Source organism: Nostoc sp. CALU 1950 (assembly GCF_051172895.1).
GTDB classification, from domain to species: Bacteria; Cyanobacteriota; Cyanobacteriia; order Cyanobacteriales; family Nostocaceae; genus Nostoc; species Nostoc edaphicum_A.
On record NZ_JBDNJQ010000177.1, the window covers coordinates 1 to 16,059 of the forward strand.

The following is a 16,059-nucleotide window of genomic DNA, read 5'->3' on the forward strand; positions in this document are numbered from 1 at the left end:
GCCTATTGCCTGCCTACGCAAATCAGTTCAGAAATCAAAGCGGATTCCTATATCTATAAATCATCATATACATCAAACACAAAAAATATTTCATAATTGCTTGTATAGGACTTGAAAATTTAGAAACTTTAGTTTAAAACAAACAGATATTTATCTTCAAAGAATGACATTAATAAAGAAAAAATAGTTATAAAGAAATATTGAAAGCCGGGTAAATGTTATTTGGTTACAGAAAGAGGTTTCAAAAAAAAGTTAAAAAAAGATGACAACCAATCATAAAACTACACCATGTTTGGAACTCAAAATACTTCAAAAAACTCCAATAATGATCAATGGGCAGCAACTTCCCAAAAAATACAAGCGTTAGCATCTCCTCTTGATAGTTTAACTACTCTAAGTTCTGATTCGCTTCTGGGGAGTAAGAGTTCCTCACAACCAGAACAATCAGCGGTGGTATCAGCAAATCCCAATCCCAATCCTTACTTAACTAGTGCAGCGATTGTTCCTGACTTTAACGGTGATGGCAAAACTGATAAACTTTGGGTCAATGCCCAAACTGGTGAAATTATCGTTCGCCTGATGGATGGAACAAGTGTTATTGAACAGGGTTCTCTGGGTCAATTTGACCTAGCCGCCTATGATTACAAAATTGCCGAATTCAACAATGATGGCAAAACCGACTTCTTATTACGCAATAAGACAACCGGTGAGAATAGTATTGTGCTGATGGATGGCACCAGAGTTGCTAATGCAGCTGCTCTAACTACCGTTGATGCAGCCTGGAATCCAACAATTGGCGATTTCAATGGCGATCGCAAAACCGATATTTTCTGGCATAATGCTACAACCGGTGAGAACGCTATTTGGGAAATGGATGGCACAACAGTTCTCACTGCAACTGTTCTAGACACTACAGACCCAGCACTAACTCCTACCATTGTTGATTTCGACGGCAACGGCAAGAGTGACATCTTCTGGCGCAATCAGACAACAGGCGATAACAGCGTTTGGTTCATGGATGGTACGCAAAAGAGTGAATTTGCTCTGCAATCACAAGATGCAGCTTGGACTTATAGCGTTGGCGATTTCAACGGCGATTTAAGCACTGACCTGTTGTGGAGAAACGCTCAAACAGGTGAGAACAAGATTTGGACAATGAGAGGTATCTTAGTCACTGAAGGTGCTTTGGGAACACTTGACTCATCTTGGACTTCCAAAATTGGTGATTTCAACGGTGATGGCAAGACCGATATCTTCTGGCACAATGGAACCACAGGTGCAAACACTGCTTGGTTGATGGATGGTACAACAGTCGCTACTGAAGCTTTCTTACCGGCTAATAACCCAGCCTTGACACCATCTCTTGGTGATTATAACGGTGATGGTAAGACCGATATCTACTGGCGCGATCAGACAGCAAGTGCAGACAACATTTGGACTATCAATGAGACGACAGCCGTTGAGACTCCCATCAGCGACGCAGATAAGCTTGGCCCAGAGTGGTATACGTTCTAAAATCACGTGAGTTCGATGAACCTCTCCCTCCCAGCCTCCCTCTCCGAAACGGAAAGGGAGGAGCAACGAATTCAGCCTTTTGCTCCCCTCTCCGCGTCGGAGAGGGGTTGGGGGAGAGGTCATTATTCTCCCCCTGCTTCCCCTGGTTCTTTCTCAGTCCCTTTTATTCAAAACTTGTAACTCAAAACCTGAATTTCCCCATTTTCCGGCAATTTACCAGGGCTAATGGAAATACTATCTCCATTGCTACGCCGCACTGTCATACCTTGCATCAAGGTCAGAAAATCATCGAGTGGTGAAATATCGCACTTAGCAGCATCAGCAGCCTGTGTCCGGTAATGGGTTGGAATCACGAGTTTAGGATTTAACACTTGAACAGCCTGCTTTGCTTCCTCAGCATTGTAGGCTTTTGCACTGCCTCCCACTGGAATAAATGCTACATCGGGACGCCCCATCAGGATTTTTTGCTCAATGGTAATTGGTGCAGCGGCTCCGCCTAAGTGTAAGATATTAATTCCGCCTTGCTTCCAACTCCAAGCGGTGTTTGAGCCAAACTGCTTACCACCTTTGCGATCGTGGTCTATGGCAATTCCTTGGAACTTAATGCCTTTAAACTCATAAACTCCTGGTTCATAGATGAGTTTTGCATTTCCCGGTAGTACATCTACAGCACCTTCATCTAGTAGTTGACTGCTAATCAGTACTAAATCTGCTGCCACTTTTGGGGGACGATATCCAGCAGTACAGCCGACTGTCCGAAATGGATTGACGAGAACTTTCGCACCGCCACCAGTAAAAAGAAAGCAAGTATGACCCAACCACTGAACTGATAAACCGCTAGATTGTGCGTCAGCTTGAGATTCAGAACCCAAGGTAGTAACTAAAGCTGTGACCAACCCCGCCCCAGCATAGCCCATCAACTGTCGTCGTTTCATTAATTATGCTCTTGACTGTAACTGTTCCAAAAAATTTCGCAATAACTGTTTTCCTGAAGATGTCAGGACACTCTCTGGGTGAAATTGGACGCCCTGAATGTGAGGATAGTTCCGGTGTCGCACTCCCATAATGGTGTTGTCTTCAACCCAAGCGGTGATTTCTAACACATCTGGGCAAGTCTCACGTTCGATTACCAAACTGTGATACCTGGTGGCGGTTAGAGGATTTTCTAATCCCCGGAAAACTCCCACCCCAGTGTGAGACACCTGAGAGGTTTTGCCATGCATCAATTCTGGAGCCGGAATTATTTTACCACCGAATACTTGACCGATGCTTTGATGTCCCAAACAGACACCTAAAATTGGTAACTCTTGTCCTAGCTGTTCAATCAATTCTAAAGAAATACCGGCATCTTCCGGGCGACCAGGCCCAGGAGAAATAACCACAGCTTCCGGCTTTAAGGCTTGAATCTCATCTATGGATATTTTGTCGTTACGAAAAACTTTAATCTCATCTGCAACTGGGAATTCTGCTGCCAATTCTCCCAGATATTGCACTAAGTTATATGTAAAACTGTCGTAATTATCGATAACTATAATCAAAGCTCATCACTCCTGGTTTTTAACACTCACTAGTTGCAAACAGCATAGACAAATATCTCATGCTATTTGTTTGCTAGGTGTAAAAATAACGCTGACGTGGACACGTATATATAAAGCGGCTACTCTACGACAAGCCACTTCGTAAATTTTAAATTGCTTATAATATGTTCTGCAAAGGAAATCGGACAGAGTGTAATTCTCTTACCGAGTCACTTGGCTATGCCTGCGGTAAATGCTCGCCTTTGCAAATCACATTTACAAAGCCGATATAATTAACGTTACCAGAGGAGGGAGCAATAGCGTACCAGCTACCAGCACCGCTACTAAAGCAGAGACAAGGACTGCACCGGCTGCACAATCTTTAGCAATTTTTGCCAGATCATGGTATGTCTGCTTAACGGTTAAGTCCACAAGGGACTCGATCGCTGTATTTAGTAACTCTAATGCCAAAACTAAACCACTAGTTATACCAATTACCGCTATTTCCACCGCTTGCAGATGTAAAAAAACGCTTAAAGCGATCGCTAAAGCACAAACACTTACATGGATGCGAAAATTACGTTGAGTTTGAAAACTATAGCTGATTCCAGCCCAAGCATATTTAAAACTAACAAATAAATTAGAGGCTACTTTCCAAGAGAATTCTCGTTCATTAGACACAAGTGTTTGTAACGAGGTAGGCGTTTGTGGTGGAGAAATTTTTTGGGACATAGACTTAAAAATACAAAGATAGAGTTGCTACAGTGGGAATATTTGCCAATCTTAATGGCAGAATTAACTTTGAGGCAATCTTTAGGGAATTTTCCACAGAAGTATTATAAAAGTATTACCAAAAATTGACACTAACGGATACACAAGCTACTGCTATTCAATGTCAATAGTAATACCTATTGCGTTCAGCAATCTCACTTGCTGTTCTAACATTCGCTCCAAACTTTCTTCATCAGGATGATCCCAGCCTAACAAGTGCAATAAACCATGAGCAGCTAACCAGGCTAGTTCAGTTGGTAAACTATGTTCTTGTTGTTGAGCTTGGCGTTGTGCCGTATCTACAGACACAATAATATCACCTAGATATAATGGCACAGAGGTTAGCATTTCTTCGCTTTGAGGAAAATCCACCTCCAAAGCAGCAAAAGCTAAAACATCGGTAGGCTTATTTTGTTGACGATACTGAGAATTGAGTTCTTGAATTTGCGAGTCATCTGTCAAACGCAGCCCAATTTCATAACTTGGCGCTGGCGGAATCTGAGGGTGAAGTATTTCCAACCAGTCATTAAACCAATTTTCCCAAGTTTCAGGAGTAATTCGGGCATGGGTGTCCCCAATTTTTACAGATGTTGTCGGGGACAACTCGTAAAAATACTCCTCCACATATAGTTCAACTCTCAGGGGCACACAGTCTCCTAGTCTGAGGTTTACGATTTGTCGTTAGTGAGTTAGGTAAGCAAGACCAACTAGGAGAGCTAAAAGCCCTACAGCAGTCAACGCAAAATGCTTCAGGGAAGTTGCACCCTTCCGCACCATGTTTCGCATGGCGAGTTTTACGTAGCTAGGTTGAGATTCTGATGAAGGAGAGTTGCTCATAGTTATTTGTCTACAGACTCTTTTATAACTGTAACAGTTGGTCTGGGATAGAATGGCGATCGCCTGTATCTTGCTGAGAAATTTATCCAAGATGCTATGCGATCGCGCCAATCTGAAAATACGAAAAAATAAATAATAAGTAGTAAGTAATGTTAAAAATAATTTACTTACTACTTGTAAATAACTCTCAATTATGAAGGAGTGTTTTCTACTAGTTTATTTTCTTGGCGCAGATAAGCTTGGATGAATGTATCAAGTTCACCATTCATAATATCGCCAATCGCTGTTGTTTCCGTGTTTGTACGCAAGTCTTTCACCATTTGGTAAGGGTGAAATACATAGTTACGGATTTGATTTCCCCAGGAGGCTTCCACCATATCGCCACGAATTTCGGCAATTTCTTGGGCACGTTGCTCTTTAGCTATGACCAACAGCTTTGCTTTGAGGCGATTGAGGGCTTTTTCTTTATTTTGCAGTTGCGATCGCTCTTCTGTACAGCGCACCGCAAGACCTGTCGGAATGTGAACAATTCGCACCGCAGTTTCTACTTTGTTGACGTTTTGTCCACCTTTACCACCAGACCGAGTTGTGGTGATATCCAAATCCTTGTCTGGAATATCCAATTGCACAGAATTATCAATCTGCGGCATTACTTCCACCCCTGCAAAACTGGTTTGTCGCTTACCGTTGGCATTAAAAGGTGAAATCCGCACTAAGCGATGTGTACCCATTTCCGATCGCAAGTAACCATAAGCATAGCGACCAGTAATTTCTAGGGTTGCCGATTTAATTCCGGCTTCATCTCCTTCCGACTCTTCAGCTAAAGTTACCTTATAGCCGTGAGCTTCGCCCCAACGGGTGTACATCCGCATCAGCATAAATGCCCAGTCTTGAGCATCTGTGCCACCAGCGCCAGCACTAATGGTCAGTACAGCACCTTCAGCATCATAAGGCCCGGAAAGTAACTGTTGTAACTCCCACTGGTCAAGGTCACGATTCAGTTTAGTGATGGTAGATTCCGCTTCTTGGAGTAGTGCCTCATCGGTTTCTAACTCCAATAACTCAACAACTGCCTTAGTATCTTCCAAATTGGCGTGCCACTGATCGTATTGCTGGAGGTGGGCTTTCAGGTCGTTGAGTTCTTGTAGGGTTTGTTGGGCTTGGGTTTGGTCATTCCAAAATTCTGGTTGAGCAGATATTTTTTCGAGGTCTTGAATTTTGGCTGTCAGTGCAGGTACGTCAAAGATAGTCCTGGGTTTTACCCAGGCGGCCAGACAACGTTTCGATTTCGCGTTTGAGTTCTAAGACTTCCATAGTGCTTGCTGAATGATTGATAGAGCGCTTTGGATTGTTAAATTGCTCTTTATTCTATTGTATTTATTAATTTTAGCTGTAGTTGGGCAAATTCTCCCTGCACTACTTCTAATCAACAAAAATTTATAAGAAGAATTCAGAACTCAGGAGCAAAGCCAGAGACGTTTTCGTTAGCTTTGGTCAGAATGAGCGTATGAATTCTGTACGAGTGGGTGACGAATATTGGTAAAAAGCGAGTGTTTAGTGGGTGAAAAAAATTAAAATATTCTCGCCTTAAAACTCTATCCCTTTATGGGTAGAGTATTCACCAATTCTGAATTCTGAATTCTGAATTCTGACTCCTGTTTTATAAGTCATTTCCAAAATCTGTGATTAATATAATCAGAAAAACAAATAGTCTGATTGCGAACCCCAGTCAAAACAGTAGTTATTGTTACACCCAATCATAAAAAACGCGGATAACATTAGAAAAATCTCACCCAATCAAGAAGGTGAGCGAAAACTGTTTATCTTTGTGTCCTACTAACAGCTGTCCTCTAGGCATGAATTGTTAAGTAATTATCCTAATAATGGATAGAAATTAATTACACCTTGTCTAAAGTATTAGGCAAAAAATTACTCCACAAGGGTGAGGTGTAACTTGACAAAATTCTGTCACTATGCGTTAGTTATTAGCTAAAAGCAAAGGAGTTTGCAATGCATCGACAAATGTGCTGGTTATCTAAGTCTGGTGGCGATGGAGAGAAAATTTTGTATTTGCAGACAGAACCCAATCAGCCTTGGCGTCCCTACACCACTTTTGGACATTTTGCAGTCCCAGATTATCAAATACCAGGTGGTTCTAAAGGTTGGGCAACTTATCAAAAACTTCTGAAAGCAGGTTGGACATTAGTACCTAGCGCAAGGGCAAACGAGTTTGGCAATAGCAGCTACGCAGAGTCAACAATTCAAAATCAATAGTCATTTGTCATTTGTCATAAGTCATTAGTTATTCTGCGCGTCGTTGCGTCTCCCCAATCCCTGACTTGCTTACAAACCTCTTGGGGAACCTTCACCGCGAGGATCGGCGGCCCCTTCTAGAGTTCCATCGGGTGTAACCGCGATCGCGTTACCATTACCCCAGGGAGCAGTTTCTTTTATTTTGTGTCCCCGACGGCGTAAATCTTGCACAGTCAAAGCATCTAAGCCCCAGGATTCAACGCGCAACTCATCTGGTAGCCATTGATGATGTATGCGTGGAACAGAAACAGCCGCACCAACATCCATGTTGTATTCCAGCACATTCAAAATCACTTGTAAAACCTGAGTGATAATGGTGCTACCACCAGGCGCACCCGCTGCCATACGGAAACGACCATTTTCTGTGACAATTGTGGGAGTCATGCTGGATAGAGGAGTTTTGCGGGGCGCAATGCTATTGGCATCGTTACCAACCAAACCAAAGGCATTAGGTACTCCTGGCGCAGCAGCAAAATCATCCATCTCATTGTTGAGGACAATTCCAGTTCCTGGTGTTACTACACCAGCACCAAAACTGAGATTAATCGTGAAAGTCAAACTCACGGCGTTGCGTTCTTCATCCACAACACTAAGATGGCTGGTTTCAGGAGATTCATGCCGAGGACAAGGAGATGAGGGAAGACGCAGACATTTGGAATTCAAATCTACTGGCTTGATCTCGGTCGAGGGTCTAGCCACTTGCATATTAATTTCTTGACGGCGTTTTTTGGCGTAAGCTGGACTAAGTAGTTCTTGTACAGGGACTTTGACAAAATCAGGATCGCCTAAATATTGTGAGCGATCGCTGTAAGCAATCTTCATTGCCTCTACCATTAAATGTATGGCGTCGGGATGATGCCATCCTAAAGATTTAAAATCGGTATCACCAATAATATTTAAAATCTGCAATAGGTGAACGCCTCCCGATGAAGGTGGCGGCATTGAGCAAATTTTAGCTTGGCGAAAATTTCCACAAACGGGAGTGCGCCAGATTGGTTTGTAGGCTTTGAGGTCTTCTAAAGTAATTAAACCACCATTTTTTACCATATCAGAAGCGATCGCACGGGCAATACTTCCGGTGTAAAAACTTTGGGGATTTTGGGTAATTGTGGCTAAAGTCTGTGCTAAATCACGCTGCACTAGCTTGTCCCCTGGTTTGTAAAATTCACCGTTGCGAGTGAAAATTTCCCGCAGGGCCGGATTGTTAAGAAGTGCTGGCTGGCTGGATTGGTTTGTTTGCAGATAACGCCAAGTTGCTGCATCGCCCAGAATGAAGCCATCTTTAGCGAGTGCGATCGCAGGTTTCATCACCTCTTGCCAAGAAAGCTTACCATAGCGACGATGCACTTCATAAAGTCCCGACACCGTTCCTGGTGTCGCCACTGCTAAATAACCTTTAATACTTGCATTGGGACGCACCTTTCCTTCTGCGTCAAGATACATATTTCTTGTAGCTTTCAAGGGTGCGCGTTCACGGAAATCTAATGCTTTGATGTTGCCAGTTTTCTCAGAGTGCATCAGCAAAAATCCGCCGCCACCGATTCCGGCTGAAAAAGGCTCAACTACAGAAATTGCAAAGGTTGTGGCTACAGCTGCATCTACAGCATTACCACCTTTGCGTAACATCGAAACTCCCGCTTCACTCGCTAGGGGATGGGCTGAAACCACCATTCCCTTTTTGCTGCGTAGGGGTAAAGTTAAAGCAGCCGAGGCAACTTGGCTATAAACAAAGAGGGTGAAAGAAAAGACTGCAATGGCTACGTGCGCCACAGGCATCGCAACTGGCTTGGCTTTAGTAACAGTAAGCATTTTTATACCATTTTTCATAAAAACTTATACATATATAGCATCTGAGTGTACTTAATTTATCAGATTTTGATTACCATTGTTTGCGTAGCTTGTCGCCGTAGGCATGGCTCCCCCTTGAAAAAGAGGCAGGGAGCAGGGGGGGGAATGGTTAGAGCCTATTTATAAAGCAATACAGTTCAGATAAGACCAAAACACTTGTAGAGACGGCGATTTATCGCGTCTCGAAAACCCACAATTTTGTACACTTAGCCCTTAACTGAATCGTATTGATTTATAAAGTAAATATTAAGTAGGGTGTGTTACGGCTGTGTAGGAATTTGAGGGTTTGAGAAAGTCTAATTTAGCCGTAACGCACCATATTCCCAGGTGTCGTACTCTCAGCGATAACGCACGCTACAATTTAACATTTACTTTTTAAATGGTCTCTTACAAATATAAAGAGTATGCAAAGATTTTTTTAAAAGATAGACATCTAAGTAAATATTCGATATTTAGTTATTGTTGGGTTATTTTGATGTTTGCTATTTTACAGATAGAAATTCAAGGGCGATGCCTACGGCGGCAAGCTACGCCGACAACAAATGCATAAAAATTCTCTTTTTTATGCCATCTAAAGTTTTCCCTATTTTTAAACTAGTAAGACTTATGCATTGACAAAGCAACTAAATTTTGTACAGTGCTTAAGACTTAGATAGTTCTCAATCCTGGGATAAGTAATGTTTGAAAGCGAATTAAAGGGGAAATCTTTAATGAACAATTGGCGAGTCTATCTATCTAAAGAGTGAATATTGTATGCCGAAAGCTTCAACTTTTGGCAAATTATTTGTGCCATCAAACAGCACAAACTCGATTATTGACAACTGAACTTACTCCAAAAATCCATTCAATCAGGAAAAAGTTATGGCAATTATCATTGGAACCAGCGGTAACGACACCCTACAGGGCGCTTTTGATTACATCGATTACAACGACACCCTAACTGGTGGCGGTGGCAACGATAGATTTCTTTTTGAAGGCGGCTCAAACTACATTAATAAGATCACCGATTTCGGTGGAGTAGGTAAAGGAACAAACCCCACAGCAGCAGTTATTGCCGAAGTGGATACCTTAAGTTTCCAGGGCGATAGTGGCTTTACAGCCCAAAACTTGCTCCTCGCCCAGAATGGCACAAGTTTGGAAATCGGCTTTCAAGGGTTTGGTAATAGTTCCTTAGCTGGTTACAAATTCATCCTGAAAAACTTTGCCCTGGAAAACCTGGATAACCTCACCAAATCCGCTGGAGCCACCGTAGATTTGGGTAATATTCTTTTTTATGGGCAAACTACCATCACCGACAGCTTTGATGTCTTCGATGCCAACTCCACCCAAAGCACTGTCTTTAAAAAGAACACAGTCACCTTCCTAAACGACCTAGACAACAATGTTAGTGGCTTTGACAATTCAAATGATGTCATCAATGGTCAAGGGGGTGATGACATTCTTGAAGGCTTAAGTGGCAATGACATTTTGAGGGGTGGCGCGGGCAATAATACCCTCAACGGTGGTGTTGGTGACGATAATTTGTATGCTGACTTCCCCTCAAGCAATAATCTGTTTAATGGTGGCGATGGCAATGATTTTCTCTCCATCTCTGGCGGAAACTACAACAACTACTACACACCAAGCTACGACAATCGCTCTTTAGGCAACAATACCCTCAACGGTGGGGCAGGTAATGATACTTTAAATGCTAGCGGTTCATTAGGCGATAACCTCTTAGATGGGGGCGATGGCAATGATTCTCTCTCCATCTCTGGGAGGACAAGTAGTGAGCAGTATACATCGTCTAACTCTGGCTCAGATGGCGATAACACCCTCAACGGTGGTAATGGTGATGATATCTTGAGTGCTAGTGGATCATCAGGCGATAACCTGCTTTTTGGAGGGGATGGCAATGATTTTCTAGACATCTCTGGCTTTTTTACATTTTATTACGACTCCGCCTACGACTCTCGCTCATCTGGCAATAACTTCCTCTCTGGGGGCGATGGCAATGATACTCTAACAACTTCTGGTGCCACTGGTAATAACACCCTCAACGGTGGTAATGGCGATGATAGCCTTACAGGTGGTAATGGCAATGATAGCCTTACAGGCGGCGGTGGTAAGGATAAATTTGTTTACGACGGCTTATACAAAGAGGACGACTACTACAGCGACACCATTAATAATGGCACTCATACGATCGCCGATTTTGATGGAGTAGGTAAAGGAACAAACCCCACAGCAGCAGTTATAGCCGAAGTGGACACTCTAATATTCCAGGACAATAGTGGCTTCACTGCCGACAATTTGCTTCTCACCCAGAATGGCACAAGTTTGGAAATCAGCTTTCAAGGGTATGGTGATACCAGATTCATCCTGGAAAACTTTGCCCTAGAAAACCTGGAAAACCTAACCAAATCTACTGGAGCCACTGTAGATTTGGGCAATATTTTGTTTTATGGGCAAACTACCATCACCGACAGCTTTGATGTCTTCGATGCCAACTCCACCCAAAGCACTGTCTTTAAAAAGAACACAGTCACCTTCCTAAACAACCTAGACAACAATGTTAGTGGCTTTGACAATTCAAATGATGTCATCAATGGTCAAGGGGGTGATGACATTCTTGAAGGCTTAAGTGGCAATGACATTTTGAGGGGTGGCGATGGCAATGACACTCTCAACGGTGGCGATGGCAATGACACTCTTAATGGTGGCACTGGCAATAACACCCTCAATGGTGGCAATGGCAATGATTCCTTAAATTTTGACTCCCTATCTACGTTAGTCACTCAAACAGTAGACGGGGGAGCAGGTAACGACACCTTGTCTTTCAGTTATAGCAGTGCTACCACGGGAATTACTTCGACTTTCAATCCTACTACTAACATTACAGTAATTTCTTCGACGGCGGACACAACAGTGTTTAGCTACAAGAATATCGAACAATTAAATATCACAGGTACAGACTACGATGATTATCTTGTGGGAAGCAATGGTAATGATAAGCTCCGCTCAGGCAATGGTAACGATACAATAGATGGCGGCGCTGGTGACGATTTCTTGGATATTAGTCTTTCAACAGGAAATCACCTCCTCAATGGAGGCAATGGCAATGATTCTTTACAGGCGTTGAGTTACGATTACGACGAATTCGGAAATTTTGTTAACGGTAGCATATCTGGCAATAACACTCTCAACGGTGGTGCTGGTAACGATTATTTGGATGTTTACGGTTCAACAGGCAATAATCTATTAGATGGGGGCGATGGTAACGATATATTGAATGCTTCCGATACAGGCAACAATCTATTATATGGGGGCAATGGTAACGATATATTTAATGTTTTCGGTTCAGGCAATAATCTATTAGATGGGGGCGATGGTAATGATTCCCTGATAGCCTCTGGTGCCTCAGGTAATAACACCGTAATTGGTGGCAATGGTGACGATACCCTCAGAGGTGGCAGTGGCGATTCTATCCTCATTGGTGGCAAGGGTAATGATAGGCTCTTTGGGGAAAATGGTACTGATACCTTTGTTTTCAATAGTTTCGATGAAGGTCTTGATAGGATACGTGACTTCAGTTCTCTTAATGAACCTAATGAACTAATTCAAGTATCGGCTGCTGGTTTTGGTGGCGGTTTATCAGCAGGTGTACTTAAGACGAGTCAGTTTACACTTGGAGAATCTGCAACCACTAGCACCCAGCGATTTATTTATAACTCCACCACAGGTGCATTGTTCTTTGACCAAGATGGTAATGCAGGCGCATTTACTCAGGTGCAATTTGCAGAATTATCTACTGGGTTGTCACTAACGAACAACAATTTTGTGGTTGTTTAACCATATTGCTTACATCCCCATCCCTCTACAGGATGGGGATGTAAGCAAGCCAAAAAGGAAACGTTCTCAAAGTATATGGATACCGTAATTACACCAGAAAAAATCGAGTTACCACCTGGCGCGGTGTTAAAACTTCTGGGAAACTGGCAAGACTATCAAGTATTGAGTCAGCAATTAGGCGATCGCTCCTCACCTCGTATTAAATATAGACCTGGGGAAATTTTGCTAATGGCACCGCTACCAGAACACGGAAGAGATGCGAGTTTGCTGGCAGATATTGCTAAGGTTTTGCTGGATCATTTAAACCGCATATACGAGTCATTTACGCCCATTACCATGAGCTTGCCAGAAATTAGTGGTATTGAACCAGACTATTCCTTTTACATTGAAAATTGTAGAGCAGTAGTAGGCAAAAAAAGAATTGATTGGGAGTCAGATCCACCACCAGATTTAGCGATTGAAATAGATGTTACAAGCTACACCGATATTAATGATTACTTACCTTATCGAGTGCCAGAATTTTGGATATTAAAGAGTAATCGCCTATTAATTTATAGATTACAGACAGAAAGTTATGTGCTTACAGAAAGCAGCTACTTTCCTAACGTCAGAGAAATTGTGCAGCAATGTCTCCAAATGACCAATGAGCAATCAACAAGTGAAGTCATTAGGTGGTTAAAGAACTTTTTGCATGGACAACAGTAGGGTGTGTTACGGCTTCCGTAACGCACAATTTCAGATTCTCAGTGCGTTAGACTAACCCTTAATTACGAATTACGAATTACGAATTATTTTAATTTCTTTGATATCCGAAACTCCTGGACAACATCTTTAATATCACGTAATTCACCCTCAACCAGATAGTTTAATTGACGCATTTCATCTGCCGAAATCTTTCCGGCAAGTGAGGCGATCGCAGTTCTTAATTCAGGATACTTTTTTAATATTTCTTGTCGGACAATAGGCACTGTTTCATAAGGCGGAAAATACTTTTTATCATCCTTTAGTACAACTAAACCTAAGCGAGAAATCTGTCCGTCAGTGGAATTACCCGCCACCATATCTACCTGTTTTTGAATCAAAGCACGATATATTAAACCCAAGTCCATAATTTGGGGAGATTTGGCAAAACGTAAATCGTAAGTTTTAGCTAATCCTGGAAAACCATCTTCTCGTTCTAAAAATTCATAACCGAAACCGCCACGCCACTTTGGTGTATACTGAGTAGCTTGAGAGAGAGTTTCAATGTTGTTGCGCTTGGCATCTTCACCCCGGATAATTATTGCAAAAGTATTTTCAAAACCCAAGCTTGGCATCACTTCCAGATTGAATTGCTGGGAGTATGCTTGTTTTAATCTTTCATAAACCTCTTTGGGGTCATTAACTGCTTTCTGCTTTAAAATTCCAGTAAAAGCTGTGCCTGTATACTCAATATATGCGTCGATTTTGCCAGCAGTAATAGCACTATGACAAACAAAAGAACCACCCAAACGAGGGCGACGATCTACTTTTAAATTAGTTGTCGCCTCAATTTGCTGTGCTAACAGTTCACCTAAAATATCTTGTTCAGTAAAATCTTTAGAAGCAAGAATAATATTGCCACCGTTATTACTATTTGAATTTGGCGTACAGCTAGTAATTACCAATAGCAAGGCAAAAGTTAAAAAACAAAGTGCTAAAAATCTTTTCATAAGAGACAATTTATAAATTAAATTTTAGAGGATGTATTACAAGTATTGGGCAAATAGAATTCGCTACTACACAAACAATAAGAAAAAATTAAGGGTTTTTAACCTGCGTAGGCAGGTTTTGTATTTCGACTCCGCTCAACACAAGTCTGTGTAGCTGCGACTTCTAGTCGCCAGGGCTGGGGGTTAAGTTTAGGGTTAACTTTTAATTTTTAATTTATTCTCCATCCAGCCAATTGCAAAGTCAGCCAGTAATGCAATTCCTGCCGCCGGAACTGCACCAGCTAAAATTAGCTGATCATTTACAACTGATATCCCACGAAAAATAAACACTCCCAAACCGCCAGCACCAATCGCCGCTGCAATAGTTGCAATACCAATAGCAATTACTGTTGCTACTCGCACTCCTGCTAAAATTACTCCCATTGCCAAGGGAATCTCAACTTGCAATAACAACTGTCTATCTGTCATCCCCATGCCTCTCCCAGCTTCCCGAATTGCTGGATCGACGCCAGTAATACCTGTGTAAGTGTTACGGATTATCGGCAGCAAGGAATATACAGTCAGGGCAACAATTGCTGGTACTGCACCAATTCCGCCAATTATAGGAACAGGAATGAGTAAGCCAAACAGTGCCAAACTAGGAATAGTTTGGAGAATATTCGCTATGCCAAGAATTGGTTGGCGGAGATAAGTTTTACGTGTAATTAAAATACCTAATGGAATGCCTACAAGTATGGCAATTCCAATGGCAATGCCTACTAAAAATAGGTGTTCGAGAGTATGCTGAAGAATTTCTGGGGCATACTTAACGAGGAAGAAATTTTTCATAGAGTATCTTGAAGGGAACGCAGACATTGAAGAAAGGCGAGACTTTCTGGGTGTTGCGATCGCATAAATTCATCTGTTGTCCCCAATACTACCAATTCTCCGCCATACATTAAACCAATTCTCGATGCCAAAACCAAGGCTTCTTGAATATCGTGGGTGACGAAAACAACTGTCTTGCCTAACTCTTGCTGCAAATGCCGAAACTCTTGTTGCAGTTCTAGACGCGTAATCGGATCAAGTGCGCCAAAGGGTTCATCCATCAACAACACTGGCGGATCTGCTGCTAAAGCCCTGGCTACCCCGACTCTTTGCCTTTGTCCTCCCGAAAGTTCGTGCGGGTAACGTCCAGCGAATTGTGCTGGTTCTAAGCCTACTAATTGCAGCAATTCATAAACCCGCGTTTTAATTTGTTTAGATTGCCAACCTTCCAAAGAAGGAACTAAACCCACATTGCGTTCAACTGTAAAATGGGGAAATAAACCAATTTCTTGAATGACGTAACCAATTTTTCGCCGCAGTTTAATTTCATCCCATTCAGTTGTGGGAATGCCATCAAATAAAACTTCGCCTTGTGTAGGTGTAAATAGGCGATTAATTAATTTCATTGTGGTGGTTTTGCCGCTACCACTGCGCCCAAGTAACACCAGTGCTTCCCCTTGGCGGATGGTGAAATTGAGATTTGACACCAAGGGGCGATGATTGCGGCTAAAGGTAACATCGCGGAATTCAACGGCGGTTTGGTTATTTTGCTGCATGGGTGGCTTTTGGTGGACGCTAGCTGTATGTATTATGTGCTGATTTTGCTGGCGTGCTAACCAATACTGTTTGGTTAAGGTGAGAGACGCGATGAATTGCTAAGGCAAGAGACGCGATGAATCGCTAAGGCAAGAGACGCGATGAATCGCTAA

14 protein-coding genes are annotated in these 16,059 nt (G+C 42.4%); 4 read left to right on the forward strand and 10 right to left on the reverse strand.

Annotated elements, in window-relative coordinates:
* The first annotated feature begins 288 nt into the window (after window positions 1-288).
* A complete protein-coding gene (locus tag ABF638_RS31540; protein WP_435026804.1) occupies window positions 289-1,515 on the forward strand; it encodes an FG-GAP repeat domain-containing protein in 1,227 nt (408 codons plus the stop codon).
* 167 nt (window positions 1,516-1,682) lie between these two features.
* Here ABF638_RS31540 and ABF638_RS31545 read toward each other — a convergent pair whose 3' ends face one another.
* The 6 genes from ABF638_RS31545 to prfB form a co-directional block, all read right to left on the reverse strand.
* Entirely contained in the window at window positions 1,683-2,450 is a 768-nt protein-coding gene (locus ABF638_RS31545; RefSeq protein ID WP_435026805.1) for an MBL fold metallo-hydrolase, read from the reverse strand.
* Window positions 2,451-2,453: 3 nt separating this feature from the next.
* The gene (locus tag ABF638_RS31550; RefSeq protein WP_420761007.1) at window positions 2,454-3,053 is read right to left on the reverse strand and encodes an anthranilate synthase component II; all 600 of its coding nucleotides are present in this window, start codon (window positions 3,051-3,053) and stop codon (window positions 2,454-2,456) included.
* 255 nt (window positions 3,054-3,308) lie between these two features.
* On the reverse strand, window positions 3,309-3,764 hold the full coding sequence (locus ABF638_RS31555) for a diacylglycerol kinase family protein (RefSeq protein ID WP_420761008.1): 456 nt from the start codon (window positions 3,762-3,764) through the stop codon (window positions 3,309-3,311).
* A gap of 153 nt (window positions 3,765-3,917) precedes the next feature.
* Complete coding sequence (gene ybeY, locus ABF638_RS31560) at window positions 3,918-4,445, reverse strand: rRNA maturation RNase YbeY (RefSeq protein ID WP_435026814.1); 528 nt, start codon at window positions 4,443-4,445, stop codon at window positions 3,918-3,920.
* A gap of 39 nt (window positions 4,446-4,484) precedes the next feature.
* A complete protein-coding gene (locus tag ABF638_RS31565) occupies window positions 4,485-4,640 on the reverse strand; it encodes a DUF3285 domain-containing protein (RefSeq protein WP_435026806.1) in 156 nt (51 codons plus the stop codon).
* Between the two features lie 191 nt (window positions 4,641-4,831).
* Window positions 4,832-5,954 (reverse strand): peptide chain release factor 2 gene (gene prfB / locus ABF638_RS31570; RefSeq protein ID WP_435026808.1). Its coding sequence is split into 2 segments (ribosomal slippage): window positions 4,832-5,881 and window positions 5,883-5,954, totalling 1,122 coding nucleotides; the frame shifts between segments, so codons are not numbered across the junction.
* Window positions 5,955-6,650: 696 nt separating this feature from the next.
* On the opposite strand from prfB, the gene ABF638_RS31575 reads away from it, so the two are divergent.
* A complete protein-coding gene (locus ABF638_RS31575) occupies window positions 6,651-6,914 on the forward strand; it encodes a hypothetical protein (RefSeq protein WP_181930461.1) in 264 nt (87 codons plus the stop codon).
* 69 nt (window positions 6,915-6,983) lie between these two features.
* Here ABF638_RS31575 and ggt read toward each other — a convergent pair whose 3' ends face one another.
* Entirely contained in the window at window positions 6,984-8,729 is a 1,746-nt protein-coding gene (ggt, locus tag ABF638_RS31580) for a gamma-glutamyltransferase (RefSeq protein ID WP_435026815.1), read from the reverse strand.
* A 933-nt stretch (window positions 8,730-9,662) separates the two neighbouring features.
* Here ggt and ABF638_RS31585 point away from each other — a divergent pair.
* Window positions 9,663-12,632 carry a beta strand repeat-containing protein gene (locus ABF638_RS31585; protein ID WP_435026810.1) on the forward strand — a complete coding sequence of 990 codons (2,970 nt, stop codon included), beginning with the start codon at window positions 9,663-9,665 and terminating at the stop codon, window positions 12,630-12,632.
* Between the two features lie 75 nt (window positions 12,633-12,707).
* On the forward strand, window positions 12,708-13,337 hold the full coding sequence (locus ABF638_RS31590; protein WP_435026811.1) for a Uma2 family endonuclease: 630 nt from the start codon (window positions 12,708-12,710) through the stop codon (window positions 13,335-13,337).
* A gap of 83 nt (window positions 13,338-13,420) precedes the next feature.
* On the opposite strand, the gene ABF638_RS31595 is transcribed toward ABF638_RS31590, so the two are convergent.
* From ABF638_RS31595 to ABF638_RS31605, 3 genes are all read right to left on the reverse strand, one after another.
* A complete protein-coding gene (locus ABF638_RS31595) occupies window positions 13,421-14,323 on the reverse strand; it encodes a glycine betaine ABC transporter substrate-binding protein (RefSeq protein ID WP_435026812.1) in 903 nt (300 codons plus the stop codon).
* Window positions 14,324-14,518: 195 nt separating this feature from the next.
* Window positions 14,519-15,151 carry an ABC transporter permease gene (locus ABF638_RS31600; protein WP_084227410.1) on the reverse strand — a complete coding sequence of 211 codons (633 nt, stop codon included), beginning with the start codon at window positions 15,149-15,151 and terminating at the stop codon, window positions 14,519-14,521.
* Window positions 15,148-15,906: an ATP-binding cassette domain-containing protein gene (locus ABF638_RS31605; RefSeq protein ID WP_069074829.1), complete on the reverse strand. Its 759-nt coding sequence runs from the start codon at window positions 15,904-15,906 to the stop codon at window positions 15,148-15,150. The genes ABF638_RS31600 and ABF638_RS31605 overlap by 4 nt, the downstream gene beginning before the upstream one ends.
* Window positions 15,907-16,059 lie beyond the last annotated feature (153 nt).

Coding starts and splice junctions, on each gene's coding strand:
- ABF638_RS31540 (WP_435026804.1), top strand. CDS start 289: ATGTTTGGAACTCAAAATACTTCAAAAAACTCCAATAATGATCAATGG.
- ABF638_RS31545 (WP_435026805.1), bottom strand. CDS start 2,450: ATGAAACGACGACAGTTGATGGGCTATGCTGGGGCGGGGTTGGTCACA.
- ABF638_RS31555 (WP_420761008.1), bottom strand. CDS start 3,764: ATGTCCCAAAAAATTTCTCCACCACAAACGCCTACCTCGTTACAAACA.
- ABF638_RS31565 (WP_435026806.1), bottom strand. CDS start 4,640: ATGAGCAACTCTCCTTCATCAGAATCTCAACCTAGCTACGTAAAACTC.
- ABF638_RS31575 (WP_181930461.1), top strand. CDS start 6,651: ATGCATCGACAAATGTGCTGGTTATCTAAGTCTGGTGGCGATGGAGAG.
- ggt (WP_435026815.1), bottom strand. CDS start 8,729: ATGCCTGTGGCGCACGTAGCCATTGCAGTCTTTTCTTTCACCCTCTTT.
- ABF638_RS31585 (WP_435026810.1), top strand. CDS start 9,663: ATGGCAATTATCATTGGAACCAGCGGTAACGACACCCTACAGGGCGCT.
- ABF638_RS31590 (WP_435026811.1), top strand. CDS start 12,708: ATGGATACCGTAATTACACCAGAAAAAATCGAGTTACCACCTGGCGCG.
- ABF638_RS31595 (WP_435026812.1), bottom strand. CDS start 14,323: ATGAAAAGATTTTTAGCACTTTGTTTTTTAACTTTTGCCTTGCTATTG.
- ABF638_RS31600 (WP_084227410.1), bottom strand. CDS start 15,151: ATGAAAAATTTCTTCCTCGTTAAGTATGCCCCAGAAATTCTTCAGCAT.
- ABF638_RS31605 (WP_069074829.1), bottom strand. CDS start 15,906: ATGCAGCAAAATAACCAAACCGCCGTTGAATTCCGCGATGTTACCTTT.